We start from the raw sequence: 12,841 nt of genomic DNA on the forward strand, positions 1-12,841 counted from the left end.
CTGTTGTCCTTTGATCGTCACTCAACAGTGGCAAAATATGCCGCTAATGCGGCAATCTCTTCATCTCCCAATCTCTCGGCAATCATGCTCATCACCTGATGGCTGCGTGCGCCTGTTTTGTAGCTCATCAAGCCATGGATGAATGTTGAGGGGGCAAGTCCTGCAATCGCGGGAATATCGCCGCCCGATTGCGCCGCATGACAAGCGGTGCATTCAGATGACAGATACTCGCCATAGGCGTAGTCGCCTTCAATCGCCAAAATCGCAGCGATTTCTGGGGGCACATCCCCTGTGCTGGTTGGGGTGGCGTCACTGTCATAATGGCCCGCCTCCGCCACGATATAGGCAACCAAATCGGCACGGGTTTCAGGATCGCTGATCCCACGAAACACCATCCGTGTGCCGCGATAATAGCCTTGCGGATCTTCGAGAAAGCGGTTGAGGCGGTCTTCTGTCCAAAGCTCGCCCTCATTGCCCGCCTCGGTCAGCGTGTCAGAATAGCGGTAATCCGCAAGCCCCCCAACGGGGCGGCCCATCAAACCATCCAGATGCGGGCCCACGCGATTGATCGCGCCATCCCCGATCATGTGGCACGCGGCGCAGGGACGAAATGCCGCCTGCCCAGCGCTCGGGTCACCCTCGGACAATGCGGGGGAGGATTGCATTGCCCAAGAGATCAAAGCAAAGGCAAAGAGCCCTTGTTTCCCCATCGCCTACTCCCCACCTTCGGCGCGCAGATAGGCGATAATGGCCTCGGCATCTGCCGCATCCCGCAATCCACGGAAGGCCATGCGGTTATTTGGAAGATAACCGCGCGGATCCATCAGATAGGCAGTCAGCGCTTCATCATCCCACACCAGACCATCGGCGCGGGCCTGTTCAAAGGCAGGGGAATAGCGGAACCCTTCGGCATGGGCCGCGGTTGCCATATAGATGCCGTTAAGCTGCGGCCCCGCACCATTGCGCGCGCCCTCGCCCACTTGGTGGCAAGAGCGACAGGCGCGGAAGGCTTCCTCACCTGCAGCAACCAATTCTGGGCTTGGGCCTGTATCTGCGGGCGCGGCCTCTTCGGCGGCGGCGGCAACCTCAACCACCTCAGCGGCGGCGGCATCACCCTCGGTTTCTGGGGTTACATCCAAAACCGCCGCGCGTGCCGTAATCTCGACACTTTCGGCGCAGTTTTCCATACAGACCGCTTCGCTGAACATGGGCAATTCCACCTCGGCGCGGTCATCCATGAAGAAATTCTCTTCATTAGGCAAACGCACCTCGAGGAAATTCTCATTCGACAATTCGAAATCATCATCCACGAGATCGTTGGAATACATGATATAGGCCACAATCGCGTAGACCTCATCATTGCTGAGGCTCTGAGCATTGCCATAGGGCATTGCGCGGTGGACATAATCCCACACAGTCGACAGATAAGGCCAATATGACCCGACTGTCTTGTTGGGGTCTTCGCCTTGCAAAGTGCCAAAACCACCCGCAATCACGGGCCAACGGCCACGGGCCTCGCCAAAGTCACCATGGCAAGCCGAGCAATTATCAATCCATAATTCTTCGCCCGTGAACACATCACCCGATCCAACGGGCAGGCCCAGACCATCGGGGCGCACATCAATATCCCATGCCGCGATTTCTTCGGGCAAAGCGGTGCGACCCAAACCATAGCCGCCATCCCGAGACGGGGCCGCATTCTCAGCAAGCGCAAAGGTTGCGCTCCCCATCAACAGGGCTGCGGAAAGACTGATTACCTTATTCATCTTATCCAACCTCCACATTTTCCGCATTGCCGTTTTCATCCACCGCCCAAGTCTGGATCCCGTTATTGTGGTAGATGGAGTTCTCGCCGCGCACATGGCGCAGCATTTCCTTGGTGGGCTGCACATAGCCCGTGCTGTCATGGGCCCGGCTTTGCAACAGCAAGGGCCGCCCATCCCAATCAAATTCGAAATAGAAGCGATGCATCGACTTGTCTAAGGATGGCCCAGACATGCGCGCTTGGTGCCAATTGATGCCACCATCCAATGTCACATCAACCCGCGGAATTGTGCCGCGGCCCGACCAAGCCACCCCTGTCAAAACAGTTGGGCCAGGCCCATGGGTGATGGGGGCTTGCGGGCTTGGATTGGTGATGACGGATTTTGCATCCATCTCCCATGTGAAGCGCCGCGCCTGACCATTTTCGAGAAGGTCGGTATATTTCGAGGTTTCCTCGCGGTGATGCCATGGTTGATCGCCCACTTCGATGCGGCGCAACCATTTCACCCACATATTCCCTTCCCAACCCGGCACGACAAGACGCAGCGGATAGCCCTGTTCAGGGCGCAGCGCCTCGCCGTTCATCTTGAAGGCGACAAGACAATCATCAAGCGCCTTTTCCATAGGGATGGAACGGGTCATGCCAGAGGCATCCGCCCCTTCTGGCAGGATCCATGTGCCATTTGTTTTCACCCCTGCCTCTTCAAGCAGCAGGCGCAAGGGCACGCCTGTATAGACCACGTTATGGATCATCCCATGGGTGAATTGGCAGCCGTTCAACTGCGCGCCACGCCATTCCATCCCTGAATTGGCCGCGCATTCGAGGAAATAAACGCGGTTCTCACGCGGGAAGCGCATGATGTCCTGCATGGTAAAGACAAGCGGATTATCGACCAAGCCGTTGATCATCAGGCGATGATCTTCGGGGGCGATTTCGGCCACCCCGCCGTGATGGCGCTCAAAGCACAGGCCATTGGGGGTGATGATCCCATCAAGCTCATGCAGCGGCGTGAAATTGACCGATGATACGGTATCGGCGGTCAGCCATGGCACGTTGCGGCGCACCACATGGGCCTCATGCGGGGATGGCATACCATAGGGCGCGGCATCCACGCCGGGCCCAAGATACTGTGTCCAAGGCTGCATTTCCGTGATCAATGGATCGGGGGCCGCCTGCGCGTAAACCTTGCCTGCAGCAAGAGCGCCACCTGTAACTGCGGCCCCTTTCAGGAATTGCCGCCGCGAAGGGGTGAAACCATCGTCTTTAGCCATGTCAGCTCCTTCAATAATCAATGCGGGCGAGGCTTAGCCCGCAACAACATCCACGCTGGTGTTGGGGTTAACTGTGACGGTGCCTTGCGCACGGATATGGTCTTCGACCACATCCCAAATCGCAGGCCCTTCGGTTCCTTCATTCACGCTGGCCCAACCCGCCACGACATAAGAGGCAGCAGGGTCGATGCGTTCGCCTGTTTCAAGCAGGGTCATCTCGGAAATGCGGCTGCCCGCTGGCGCGTTGACATCAATCCGATATCCCATACCGCCCACGCGAACCATATCGCCGCCCTGTTGGTAATAGGGGTCGGGGTTAAAGATGTTATCAGCCACATCTTCCATAACGACTTTTAGGAATTCGCCGGTCATCTCAGTGCGATAGGCCTGCGCATAGCTCATGGCGGTCGCGTTATAGATATCTTCGCGCTTGATCTCTTGACCCGGCAGCACGCTTGGCCCCCAACGGAAACCGGGGGATAGCGCAATCTGTGCGTCCCGTTGACTGATCAGGGCGTTACAGATCACATCATCCCATGTGCCGTTAAAGTTACCGCGGCGATACAACAGCGACCCTGCGGTGCCGATCACCTCGCCCATCTCGGCCTCAAAGGGCGCGCGGGTCTGCGCAATCAAGGCCGCCATGTCAGGATCAGGCGCAATCACATCTGAGAAGATCGGGATCAACCGATGGGTCAAGCCTTGCAGCGCGCCATCGCGCACGTCCAAATCAACACGGCTGACGAATTTGCCATGACTGCCCGAGGCGATGAGGAATGTATTGCCCACCTGAACCGCGTCAGGCAGCGCATCATGGGTGTGACCTGTCAGGATCACATCAATTCCAGGTATGTCGCGGGCGAATTGGCGGTCTGTGTCAAAGCCATTGTGCGACAGTAGAACGACCACCTCAGCACCAAGGCCGCGCACCTCCTCGACCACTTCGGCGATGCGTTCACGGCGCAGCCCGAAACTATATTCAGGGAACATCCAACCTGGATTGGCGATTGGCATATAAGGGAAGGCTTGCCCAATCACCGCAACCATGGTGCCGCCGCGCTCGAACAATTTGTAATCGTCAAAAACGGGTTCATCCCATTCAGCGTCAAAAATATTCGCGCCCAAGAAGGCAGGTTGCAGCGAATTTTCGACAATCTCATGCACGCGGTCAGAGCCCAGCGTGAATTCCCAATGCGAGGTCATGGCATCCACGCCAAGCGCGTTGAAAAGATCCACCATATCTTGGCCATTGGTGCGCAAGGCGGGCAAAGACCCCTGCCATGTATCGCCCCCGTCCAAGACAATCGCATCAGGCCGTTCGGCGCGAATGGCGTTGACCACAGTCGCGATGCGGTCAAGCCCGCCCATGCGGCCATAACCTTGGGCAAGGGCCGCGAAGTCACTATAGGTCAGCGCATAATCCAAATGACTGCCCTGCGAGATGCCATAGGCCGCGCGGAAATCTGCGCCCGTCAAATGCGGAACCTGCCCCAAGGCAGAGCCCACGCCCAAGTTGAACTCGGGCTCGCGGAAATAAATCGGTTGGGTTTGCGCATGAATGTCAGTGATATGCACCAAGGTGACATTCCCTGCCCCGCCTGTGCCAATCAGATCTTCCTGCGTCAAGGTTTGTTGCGCGGCAAGTTTGGCCCAATTGCCAAAGCCCGATGCGCCATAAAGCGCGGTCGTGGCCAAAGCAGCCTGAAGGAAATGGCGGCGTGCGATCATATTCTGTCACTCACATTCTATAAATTGCATATGTTTAGATGCAAAATGCCCGCCTCAGGATCCCCAAGGCGGGCAAGCAGCAAATCAGTTTCGAACCGAAGGACCTTCGACCGTCAGACCATTGCCGCGCGAGGCAACATAAAGTTCCAGCGCAACAAATTCATCGCTACCGATGGCAAAGGTTTCAGCGCGCGTGTCACGGACACAGCCGCGGAAACGGTTATGTATGCCATTGAGGCGCGCGTTCTTCAGACGATAGGTTGGGAACCCATTGATCTGCCCTTGGCTAAGGTGATCTGCACGAATGTAGTTGCCATAGTTTTGTTCGTGGCAACTTGCACAGCTCAGCTCAAGCTGACCAAAACGCGTGTAATAAATCTCGCGCCCTGCTTCCCATGTGTCTTGCGCAGGCCCGTCAATGGCCACGTCAATCACCTGACCCCGCCCGATTGAGGCGATATAGGCCGTCATGTTCAGCATCTCTTGGGAATTAATCCCCCAAGCTTCGGCCATGCCCATGCTTTCGGTTTGGCATTCTTGAACCTGCATCTCGACTGTTTGCACAGTGCCATGTTCCTCATCCCATTGCGGATAGGTGGCGCGCACGCGGTTCAGGTCGTCTGGGTTCGAGTGGCAAGAAGCACAGCTTTCGCCATTCGCGCCCATGGCCGTGTTGAACAACTCCTGACCCTGCTCTGCAAAAAGCATTGCGGGGTTATCGAAGTCATCCATTTGCATGGCTTGCGTCTCGTCCGAGCGGAAGACCCAACCCGAATAGATGGTGCTCAGCGCCCCATCCAAATGCGCAGGCGCATCGGTGCGCACGACCATTTCGATCTCGCCATTGACCACCAGATCTGCGTCCTCATCGGCCCAAAGGGCCAATGAAGATACAGACAATGACAGTGCTGCCAAAGCTGCCGTTGCGAGTTTTGTTTTATGTGTCATCCTTCGCCCTCCCTTGCGATGGATCAGATTAGCTTACGGTGATGTCCGAGCTATCCTCGTAAACCGAGCCATCATCATCATACCAAGTGAAGTTGAACGTGCCCGACTCCATCACTTTGGCTTCAAACTGAAAATAAGGGTTTGTTGCGATGGAGGGTTCCATCGTGACATCGACCACAGTCTCGCCGTTAAAGGTGCAAACAAAGCGATTGATGATCGAACGTGGGATTGTGTTACCATCGCCATCGCGGCGCATACCGCTTTCCATGGGATGGCTGATCAAGGTGCGCACGGAAACCACTTCGCCAGCCGAAGCTTCACGAGGGGCGCGGACGCGTGGTGTTACATTCTCTGCCATTTTTCTAACCCTCTGCCTATTAGCCGCCGCAGCCGCCGATGGTGACTTTTACGTTGGAAACCGCCTTGGCAAAGCTGCCATCGGGCATTTTCGCAATGGCGACCACATCCTGCTCGCCTGCGAGACGAATACGGGTTGTGGCAGCTTGCGACCCTGCCATTGGGCCGAATTTGAATGTCGCAACATTCGGGTTCGGGTTGCCTGCTGCGAAGATGATGATCTCCTCAGCACCTGGCGCGCTGACTTCGATCTGCACGGTGTTGCCGTTCTCCGCAATTTCTGGTGCGATTAGGGTGATGCCCGCGTCCGATGTGGCCGCCCCGCCCGTGTAGGCGGCGATAGCCTCATCTGCACCTTCGGCCAAACCCATCGAAGGCAAAACCGCAAATGCAGCAGCGCCCGTCAGGCTGGTTCCAACAAATTCTCTGCGCGTTAGCGACATAAGTTTTTCTCCTTACCTACGCTCGACCGATTATTCGGTGAGGGTCAAAAGATAGGCCACCACATCCTCGATATCTTGAGCCGACAAAAGCGGATCAAGACCGCCTTCTGCGGCCTTGCCGGTAAAGGCGTCACCGGGGCGTGTGTAGCCGTCAATTTTGTAAAAACTTGGCATCACGGATTCAGGGAAAACGGCCTTTGCGTTGGCTACAATCCCCCGCAAACCCGCAGCGTCCCAACGGGCGCCGACACCATCCAAGGATGGGCCAACCTCACCATGGAACGGGTAATCCTCCAATGCCGTAACTTGGTGGCACGCAATGCAATTGCCCAAGCCACGTGATGTCATCACCTCTTCACCGCGCACGGGATCACCCGCAACACCGGTGAGAGAGACACTGATTTCTCCGTATTCATTCGCCACAACATCCGAAGGTGCAACCACTTCGGCCTGTGCGACACCTGCGGACACTCCGAAGAGAGCCGCCAAAATAAGATGGCGCGTCACTTTATTTCCTCCCTAAGGCGATTCAGTCACCTCTGTATGCAACGGTAAACAAGCTCGCCCTTAGATTGCAACAACATATTTAGTTTTTTGAATTAGTTGCCAGCCAAGCCATTGAAATTGCTTGCACTTAATACTGTTGCGAAACCAAAGATTTCCTATTGCGGCAGCTGATCGCGTAGCATGCGCGCATGATAAGCCTGAAAGCCCTCCTCGCCTTCATAGCCCTTTTCCAATACCCAATTGAGCATATTAAAGGTCGTCCACCGCCCAAAAGCGCCGGGGATCATCGCCACCGCGGCATCAGGCGCGGTGGCATCTTCTGGCACATCCTCGGGGAAGAAGAAGATTGTGGGCGTAAACATCACCCGCCACCGCCGCACCATATCGCCCTCCAACAACGTGGTGCCGTCAAAATCAACCATCTCGGTGCTGCCATACATATTGACGCGCACCACAAAGAAATCATCGGTAAGCATCTGTTCAATTTCGGGGATCACATAGACCTCTTCGTGCATCTGCGTGCAGTAGATGCAGCCGCGCTGTTCGATCATCACGACCAGACGCTTGCCCATCGCATTGGCCTCGTCCAAATCCTCGCGAAGATCACGGAACGTATCTACAATCCAATCGGCGCGGTGCAGCCCATCGCCATCCAATTCCACCGCCACAGCCGACATTGGTAGCAGCGCAAGACCTGCGGCAACGATCATGGTTCTTAGGTTCATATCGCATCCTCCCCTTTTGCCGCCTTAACCCAATTGGCGGAAAATCTCGAAATTCTCGATCAGCCATTGGCCGATGTAATTGAGGGCATTGGTCGCAATCAGCACACCAAAGATGATCAAAAGCGCACCCATGATTTTTTCGACCAGCCCCAAATGACGGCGGAACCGCCCCATCATGCGCATGAATGGCCCCACAAATCCTGCGGCCAAAACAAAGGGCAAGGTCATGCCCAGACCATAGGCCAACAGCAATGTGGCCCCTTGACTGGCGGTGTCAGTGCCTGCAGCGGTGAACAAGATCGCAGCCAGAACAGGGCCCACGCAGGGTGTCCACCCAAAGGCAAAGGCAAGACCGATCACATAAGCCCCGCCATATGACATATTGCTGACCGATCCCGCCTCTGCCCGGAACTGACGATACAAGATGCCAATTCGGATCACGCCAAGGAAATGGAGGCCCATCGCAATAATCAGCGCGGCTGCAATCCAACGCAGGATGTCGAACCAATCGCGCAGCAATTGCCCAAATACCGAGGCCGAAGCCCCCAGCCCAACAAAGACCGTCATGATGCCCGCGGCAAAGAACATCGCCGCAAGAACCGCACGCAGACGGATTTCACGGGTAATGCCACCACCCTCGGCAACCTGATTTAGGCTTACGCCGGCTAGGTAACTGAGGTAGAATGGCACCATCGGCAAAATGCATGGCGATAGAAACGACAACAGTCCCGCAACAAAGGCACCGCCCAAGGTTACATCGAACATGACGCCTCCTACCTTTTCATATTCAAATATTCATATTGCATTCACAAATTTGGGCAAGTCAATCTTTGCGCGTGTTGTAACGCTGTTTTTTGCGCTTGGGTTGTGCGCGGCCACTGCGGCCTCGGCGCAAAATTTGGAATTGCTGATGGTTGAAGATGAGGGATGTGTGTATTGCGCGCAGTGGCATGCCGAGGTTGGCCCTGAATTTCCGATCACCCCAGAGGGGCAAACAGCCCCTTTGCGCCAGACCGATATTGATGATCCCTTGCCCGATGGCGTGACCCTTGCGCGGCGGGCGGTCTATACGCCAACCTTTGTTCTGCTCAAAGACGGTGCAGAAACAGGCCGTATCGAAGGCTATCCGGGCGAAGAATTCTTTTGGTTTTTGCTCGGCCAGTTGATTGATGCAGCAGGTTAAGCTAAAGCCAGTCAAAATTTGGGACGTGCCACCCGATCTTGGCAGGATGAACCATGCTTAACGAAGACAGGCCAACAATATTGCCTGACCTCACCGCGCCGATGGACGAGGCCAGTTGGGAAAAACTGCGCTGTGACGCACAAGCCGCCAGCGATGTCCTCAAGGCCATAAGCCATGAGGGCCGCTTGATGATCTTGTGCGCCCTCACGCGCGGCGAAAAATCCGTGACCGAGATTGAAACACTCCTGTCGCAACGTCAGGCGGCCGTGTCTCAGCAGCTTGCGCGCCTGCGCCTTGAGGGGTTGGTGACCGCACGGCGCGATGGCAAGCAAATATATTATCGTTTGACAGATGACCGCGCAGCGCGGATCATCGAACTGGTTTACGAGTTGTTCTGCGCCAAAGGGTAAGATCGGGCAAATCGGTCACCCCTGTTCCGGCGGAAGGGAGGGGACGTGCTCGAAGTATTGGGTGAGCCATTGGCCATTGTGCTGATCGGCCTAACAGGTGGTTTGGTCTTGGGCCTTGCCGCGCGTTTGGCGGGATTTTGCACCTTAGGCATGATTGAAGATGTCCATTATGGCGAAAACACAGGCCGCGTTTATCTGTGGCTCGCGGCGCTTGGCATCGCCATTTTCCTCAACCACGCGCTGCATCACTTAGGCTATCTTGATTTGGGCCGCGTGGTTTACCTGCAAAACAGCTATACAATCGCGGGCGCCATGATCGGCGGGCTGATTTTTGGCTATGGCATGGCACAGGCGGGCAATTGCGGCTTTACGGCCTTGGCCCGCTTTGGTGGTGGCGATTTGCGCGCGATGGTCATTGCTTTGGTTATGGGCGTTGCAGCCCTGATCGCCCTATCGGGCATTCTGGCCCCGCTGCGGGTCTTGTTCTTTGATGCCACCCCTGCGCATGGCACCCCAACAAGCCTTGCCTTTCTTGCAGGCGATTTGGTGGCCCCTTCGGTTTTAGGAATGGCTCTTGGATTGACTGTGTTTTTAATCGCCTTGGTCAAAACCCCAAAGGCGCGGCTCTTGCGCAACACTTTCTGGGGCATGGCGGTTGGGGGCGCGGTGACATGGGGTTTTTTCGGCACCTATTGGGTGGGGCAAAACGGATGGCAGGCTTGGCCTGTTGTCTCACAAACCTTTGCTGCCTCTATCGGTGAGACCATCCATTATGCGATGTTCTCCTCAGGGCTCGCCGCGAAATTTGGAATTGGCTCCGTCATCGGCGTAATCTCGGGCGGTTTTTTAGGCAGCTTGATCAAAGGGGGCTTTCGGTGGGAGGCCTGCGAAGACCCGCGTGAATTGAAACGCCAATTGTTTGGGGCGGTTCTCATGGGCTTTGGGGCTGTCTTGGCCGCGGGGTGCAGCATTGGCCAGGGTCTATCTGCGATGTCCAGCCTCTCCATCACCGCCCCCCTTGTCGCGGCGGCGATCTGGCTTGGGGCATGGGTGGGCCTGCGCCAACTGATCCTTGGATTCGAGGCCGAGTCGTAAATATTAGACTTTTCGAATATGTTTTGCTTGGCTATCCTTCCCTCGAAATTTGGGAGGAATGACCATGCAAATCACCAGACGCAATTTGATCTTATCAAGTGCTGCAGCCACCCTGTCAGGCCTTGCCCTGCCGCGCAAATTATGGGCGCAGACCACGCTAAATATGGGTGATTTTGAGGTGATGACCCTCTCAGATGGCAGCCTCACCCTGCCCGCAGATTTCATCTTTGGCCCAATGGATGACGCGGCCCTTGCCCCCATTTTGGCCGAGGCGGGCGTAGATCGAAACGCGCCGCTGACGCCGCCCTGCAATGTTACGCTTCTGCGAAAGGGCGATGCAACAATCCTGATCGACACGGGCGCAGGTTTTGCTTTTCAAGACAGCGCGGGGCAATTGCTTGATGCACTCAACGCGGCGGGCATTGCGGCAGATGACATCACCCATGTTCTCTTTACCCATGGCCACCCTGACCATCTTTGGGGTGTGCTAGATGATTTTGACGAGGCGACATTCTTCAATGCCGAGCATATCATGGGCGAGATTGAATATGACTATTGGATGGACCCAAACACCGTCAATTCAATTGGCGAGGCCCGCGCGGCCTTTGCCGCAGGCGCCTCGCGCCGGCTTGACAGTTTGGGCGACCAGATCACACGGATCAGTGATGGCGCCGAAATCGTTTCTGGCCTCCGCGCGAAATTAACGCCCGGCCATAGCCCGGGCCATATGGCCTTTGAAATTGCGTCAGGGTCACAACAATTGATGATCATTGGTGATGTCGTGACCAATGACCATGTTGGCTTTGCACGGCCCGAGTGGACATCGGGATCAGATCAGGATGAGGCCTTGGGGGCAGCAACCCGTGCCGCGCTGATGGATCAATGCGCCGCTGACGAAATCACCATCATCGGCTATCACCTGCCCAATGGCGGGATTGGCCGTGTCACCCGCGCCAATCAGGGGTATCGGTTCGAGGGGGCGTGACAACGCCCCACCTCTTAATCATCACATCCGTAGCGAAAGCCTAGTTGCGGCCGCGGCCATTGCCGCCGCCGTTCCCATTTCCATTGGCGCCCGCATTGCCATTTCCATTGCCACCGCTATTGCCGCCCGCATTGCTGTTGGACGGGCCATCAGCGCGGGTGGCAGACGCCGCAGCATTGCCCATATTGCCGCCATTTGCGGCGCGGGTTTCTACGCGTTCCTGCTGACGCGCACGGGCCTGTGCGACTGCCTCACGCGCGCGATCAGATGCTTGGGCGGGCAAGTCTTCTGCAACGATAGCGTTCCTACGCTCGGCGCGCGAAACCGTGCCATCCCCATCTTCATCCAAGGCGACAACCGTCTCGGTCACCTCAAAGGTTTCAGGATCCAACTCTAGCTCAAGAAGAATGCCGTCTTGCTCTGCGACCAAAGTCGGCGGGGTGAAGATCGAGTCTTCGAGCGTAAACTCAGTATACCCTTCTGTGGCGAGATCACTGACCAATTCCTCAATCTCTGGCGCGACCTCCTGCGCTTGAACAGCCCCGAGAGAGAACCCGATTGAAGCCAACACAGAAATCGTCACTATACCCTTGCGTGCCATCACAAACCCCTTTCATACTCATTACGTTCACCCCGATAATATAAGAGATTTTCTTAAAAAAATAAGTGCTTTCAAACGCTAAGTAGAAATTTAGGACGTTGAAACACCAAAGGATCAATAGAAAAAAAGTCCTGTATTATGAAAACATTTCAACCCGACACCAATTCACCCATGCGCAGATTATGACCGCCTTCATCACAGGATTTTTCACCAGCCTGACCTTGATTTTGGCCATTGGGGCGCAAAATGCCTTTGTGTTGCGCACAGGGCTGTTGGGGCGTCATGTGTTTTGGGTTTGCCTCACCTGTGCGCTGTCAGACGCGATTTTGATTAGCCTTGGGGTTGCAGGCTTTGAACGGGCGACCGCGGCAGCGCCTTGGATTGCGCCTGCCCTCACCTATGGCGGGGCGCTCTTTCTGTTCACCTATGGCGCGTTGCGATTTCGCGCTGCATTTGCAGGCACGGACGCAATCGACCTGAGCAAGGCCGCCCCGCCAAAACGCCTTTGGGCAAGTCTGACCGCCTGTTTGGCCATCACATGGCTCAACCCGCATGTCTATCTCGACACCATGGTTCTTTTGGGCGCGGTTTCTGCCCAATTTATCGGGCAGAAACCCATTTTTGCAGCGGGGGCCGTTCTGGCCTCTTTTTGCTTTTTCTTCAGCCTTGGCTTCGGCGCACGGCTTGCGCGACCCTTGTTTCAGTCCGCCAAAGCCTGGCGCATTCTTGAGGCCGTCATTGGCAGCATCATGTGGGCCATTGCGGCAGGGCTACTTCTTTCAGCCTAGAGCATCAAACTGACGTAGATGCAGGAATAAGCTTT

The 12,841-nt window shown here is 56.0% G+C and carries 16 protein-coding genes; 5 read left to right on the plus strand and 11 right to left on the minus strand.

Annotated elements, in window-relative coordinates:
- Positions 1 to 17: 17 nt before the first annotated feature.
- The 10 genes from RYZ18_RS04010 to RYZ18_RS04055 all read right to left on the minus strand — a co-directional run bounded on the left by RYZ18_RS04010 (position 18) and on the right by RYZ18_RS04055 (position 8,509).
- Positions 18 to 710, minus strand: coding sequence for a c-type cytochrome (locus tag RYZ18_RS04010; protein ID WP_317655089.1), 693 nt, complete (start codon positions 708 to 710; stop codon positions 18 to 20).
- Between the two features lie 3 nt (positions 711 to 713).
- Positions 714 to 1,775, minus strand: coding sequence for a c-type cytochrome (locus tag RYZ18_RS04015; protein ID WP_411567093.1), 1,062 nt, complete (start codon positions 1,773 to 1,775; stop codon positions 714 to 716).
- Positions 1,768 to 3,036: a sulfite dehydrogenase gene (soxC, locus tag RYZ18_RS04020; RefSeq protein ID WP_317655090.1), complete on the minus strand. Its 1,269-nt coding sequence runs from the start codon at positions 3,034 to 3,036 to the stop codon at positions 1,768 to 1,770. Before soxC ends, RYZ18_RS04015 begins: the two co-directional genes overlap by 8 nt.
- Before the next feature lie 33 nt (positions 3,037 to 3,069).
- A complete protein-coding gene (gene soxB / locus RYZ18_RS04025) occupies positions 3,070 to 4,764 on the minus strand; it encodes a thiosulfohydrolase SoxB (RefSeq protein WP_317655091.1) in 1,695 nt (564 codons plus the stop codon).
- Positions 4,765 to 4,848: 84 nt separating this feature from the next.
- Positions 4,849 to 5,712 carry a sulfur oxidation c-type cytochrome SoxA gene (gene soxA / locus RYZ18_RS04030; protein WP_317655092.1) on the minus strand — a complete coding sequence of 288 codons (864 nt, stop codon included), beginning with the start codon at positions 5,710 to 5,712 and terminating at the stop codon, positions 4,849 to 4,851.
- 28 nt (positions 5,713 to 5,740) lie between these two features.
- Complete coding sequence (gene soxZ, locus RYZ18_RS04035; RefSeq protein ID WP_317655093.1) at positions 5,741 to 6,070, minus strand: thiosulfate oxidation carrier complex protein SoxZ; 330 nt, start codon at positions 6,068 to 6,070, stop codon at positions 5,741 to 5,743.
- A gap of 19 nt (positions 6,071 to 6,089) precedes the next feature.
- Entirely contained in the window at positions 6,090 to 6,512 is a 423-nt protein-coding gene (gene soxY / locus RYZ18_RS04040; protein ID WP_317655094.1) for a thiosulfate oxidation carrier protein SoxY, read from the minus strand.
- Positions 6,513 to 6,542: 30 nt separating this feature from the next.
- Positions 6,543 to 7,019 carry a sulfur oxidation c-type cytochrome SoxX gene (gene soxX, locus RYZ18_RS04045; RefSeq protein WP_317655095.1) on the minus strand — a complete coding sequence of 159 codons (477 nt, stop codon included), beginning with the start codon at positions 7,017 to 7,019 and terminating at the stop codon, positions 6,543 to 6,545.
- A gap of 155 nt (positions 7,020 to 7,174) precedes the next feature.
- The gene (locus RYZ18_RS04050; protein ID WP_317655096.1) at positions 7,175 to 7,744 is read right to left on the minus strand and encodes a thioredoxin family protein; all 570 of its coding nucleotides are present in this window, start codon (positions 7,742 to 7,744) and stop codon (positions 7,175 to 7,177) included.
- A 24-nt stretch (positions 7,745 to 7,768) separates the two neighbouring features.
- Complete coding sequence (locus RYZ18_RS04055) at positions 7,769 to 8,509, minus strand: cytochrome c biogenesis CcdA family protein (protein WP_317655097.1); 741 nt, start codon at positions 8,507 to 8,509, stop codon at positions 7,769 to 7,771.
- A 49-nt stretch (positions 8,510 to 8,558) separates the two neighbouring features.
- On the opposite strand from RYZ18_RS04055, the gene RYZ18_RS04060 reads away from it, so the two are divergent.
- The 4 genes from RYZ18_RS04060 to RYZ18_RS04075 all read left to right on the plus strand — a co-directional run bounded on the left by RYZ18_RS04060 (position 8,559) and on the right by RYZ18_RS04075 (position 11,417).
- Positions 8,559 to 8,927, plus strand: coding sequence for a hypothetical protein (locus RYZ18_RS04060; protein ID WP_317655098.1), 369 nt, complete (start codon positions 8,559 to 8,561; stop codon positions 8,925 to 8,927).
- A gap of 101 nt (positions 8,928 to 9,028) precedes the next feature.
- The gene (locus RYZ18_RS04065) at positions 9,029 to 9,337 is read left to right on the plus strand and encodes a metalloregulator ArsR/SmtB family transcription factor (RefSeq protein ID WP_317655816.1); all 309 of its coding nucleotides are present in this window, start codon (positions 9,029 to 9,031) and stop codon (positions 9,335 to 9,337) included.
- A 45-nt stretch (positions 9,338 to 9,382) separates the two neighbouring features.
- Complete coding sequence (locus RYZ18_RS04070) at positions 9,383 to 10,432, plus strand: YeeE/YedE family protein (protein WP_317655099.1); 1,050 nt, start codon at positions 9,383 to 9,385, stop codon at positions 10,430 to 10,432.
- Between the two features lie 64 nt (positions 10,433 to 10,496).
- Positions 10,497 to 11,417, plus strand: coding sequence for an MBL fold metallo-hydrolase (locus RYZ18_RS04075; RefSeq protein WP_317655100.1), 921 nt, complete (start codon positions 10,497 to 10,499; stop codon positions 11,415 to 11,417).
- 40 nt (positions 11,418 to 11,457) lie between these two features.
- Here RYZ18_RS04075 and RYZ18_RS04080 read toward each other — a convergent pair whose 3' ends face one another.
- Positions 11,458 to 12,018, minus strand: coding sequence for a hypothetical protein (locus RYZ18_RS04080; RefSeq protein WP_317655101.1), 561 nt, complete (start codon positions 12,016 to 12,018; stop codon positions 11,458 to 11,460).
- 182 nt (positions 12,019 to 12,200) lie between these two features.
- Here RYZ18_RS04080 and RYZ18_RS04085 point away from each other — a divergent pair, with 182 nt between their 5' ends.
- Positions 12,201 to 12,806: a LysE/ArgO family amino acid transporter gene (locus RYZ18_RS04085; protein WP_317655102.1), complete on the plus strand. Its 606-nt coding sequence runs from the start codon at positions 12,201 to 12,203 to the stop codon at positions 12,804 to 12,806.
- The last annotated feature ends 35 nt before the right edge of the window (positions 12,807 to 12,841 follow it).

The organism is Roseovarius sp. 10, assembly GCF_033100315.1.
In the GTDB taxonomy this organism is placed as follows: Bacteria; Pseudomonadota; Alphaproteobacteria; order Rhodobacterales; family Rhodobacteraceae; genus M30B80.

What these genes read in the sequence shown, in the direction of transcription:
- RYZ18_RS04010 (WP_317655089.1), bottom strand. Translation starts at nt 710, where the DNA reads ATGGGGAAACAAGGGCTCTTTGCCTTTGCTTTGATCTCTTGGGCAATG.
- soxC (WP_317655090.1), bottom strand. Translation starts at nt 3,036, where the DNA reads ATGGCTAAAGACGATGGTTTCACCCCTTCGCGGCGGCAATTCCTGAAA.
- soxB (WP_317655091.1), bottom strand. Translation starts at nt 4,764, where the DNA reads ATGATCGCACGCCGCCATTTCCTTCAGGCTGCTTTGGCCACGACCGCG.
- soxA (WP_317655092.1), bottom strand. Translation starts at nt 5,712, where the DNA reads ATGACACATAAAACAAAACTCGCAACGGCAGCTTTGGCAGCACTGTCA.
- soxZ (WP_317655093.1), bottom strand. Translation starts at nt 6,070, where the DNA reads ATGGCAGAGAATGTAACACCACGCGTCCGCGCCCCTCGTGAAGCTTCG.
- soxY (WP_317655094.1), bottom strand. Translation starts at nt 6,512, where the DNA reads ATGTCGCTAACGCGCAGAGAATTTGTTGGAACCAGCCTGACGGGCGCT.
- RYZ18_RS04050 (WP_317655096.1), bottom strand. Translation starts at nt 7,744, where the DNA reads ATGAACCTAAGAACCATGATCGTTGCCGCAGGTCTTGCGCTGCTACCA.
- RYZ18_RS04055 (WP_317655097.1), bottom strand. Translation starts at nt 8,509, where the DNA reads ATGTTCGATGTAACCTTGGGCGGTGCCTTTGTTGCGGGACTGTTGTCG.
- RYZ18_RS04065 (WP_317655816.1), top strand. Translation starts at nt 9,029, where the DNA reads ATGGACGAGGCCAGTTGGGAAAAACTGCGCTGTGACGCACAAGCCGCC.
- RYZ18_RS04075 (WP_317655100.1), top strand. Translation starts at nt 10,497, where the DNA reads ATGCAAATCACCAGACGCAATTTGATCTTATCAAGTGCTGCAGCCACC.
- RYZ18_RS04080 (WP_317655101.1), bottom strand. Translation starts at nt 12,018, where the DNA reads ATGGCACGCAAGGGTATAGTGACGATTTCTGTGTTGGCTTCAATCGGG.
- RYZ18_RS04085 (WP_317655102.1), top strand. Translation starts at nt 12,201, where the DNA reads ATGACCGCCTTCATCACAGGATTTTTCACCAGCCTGACCTTGATTTTG.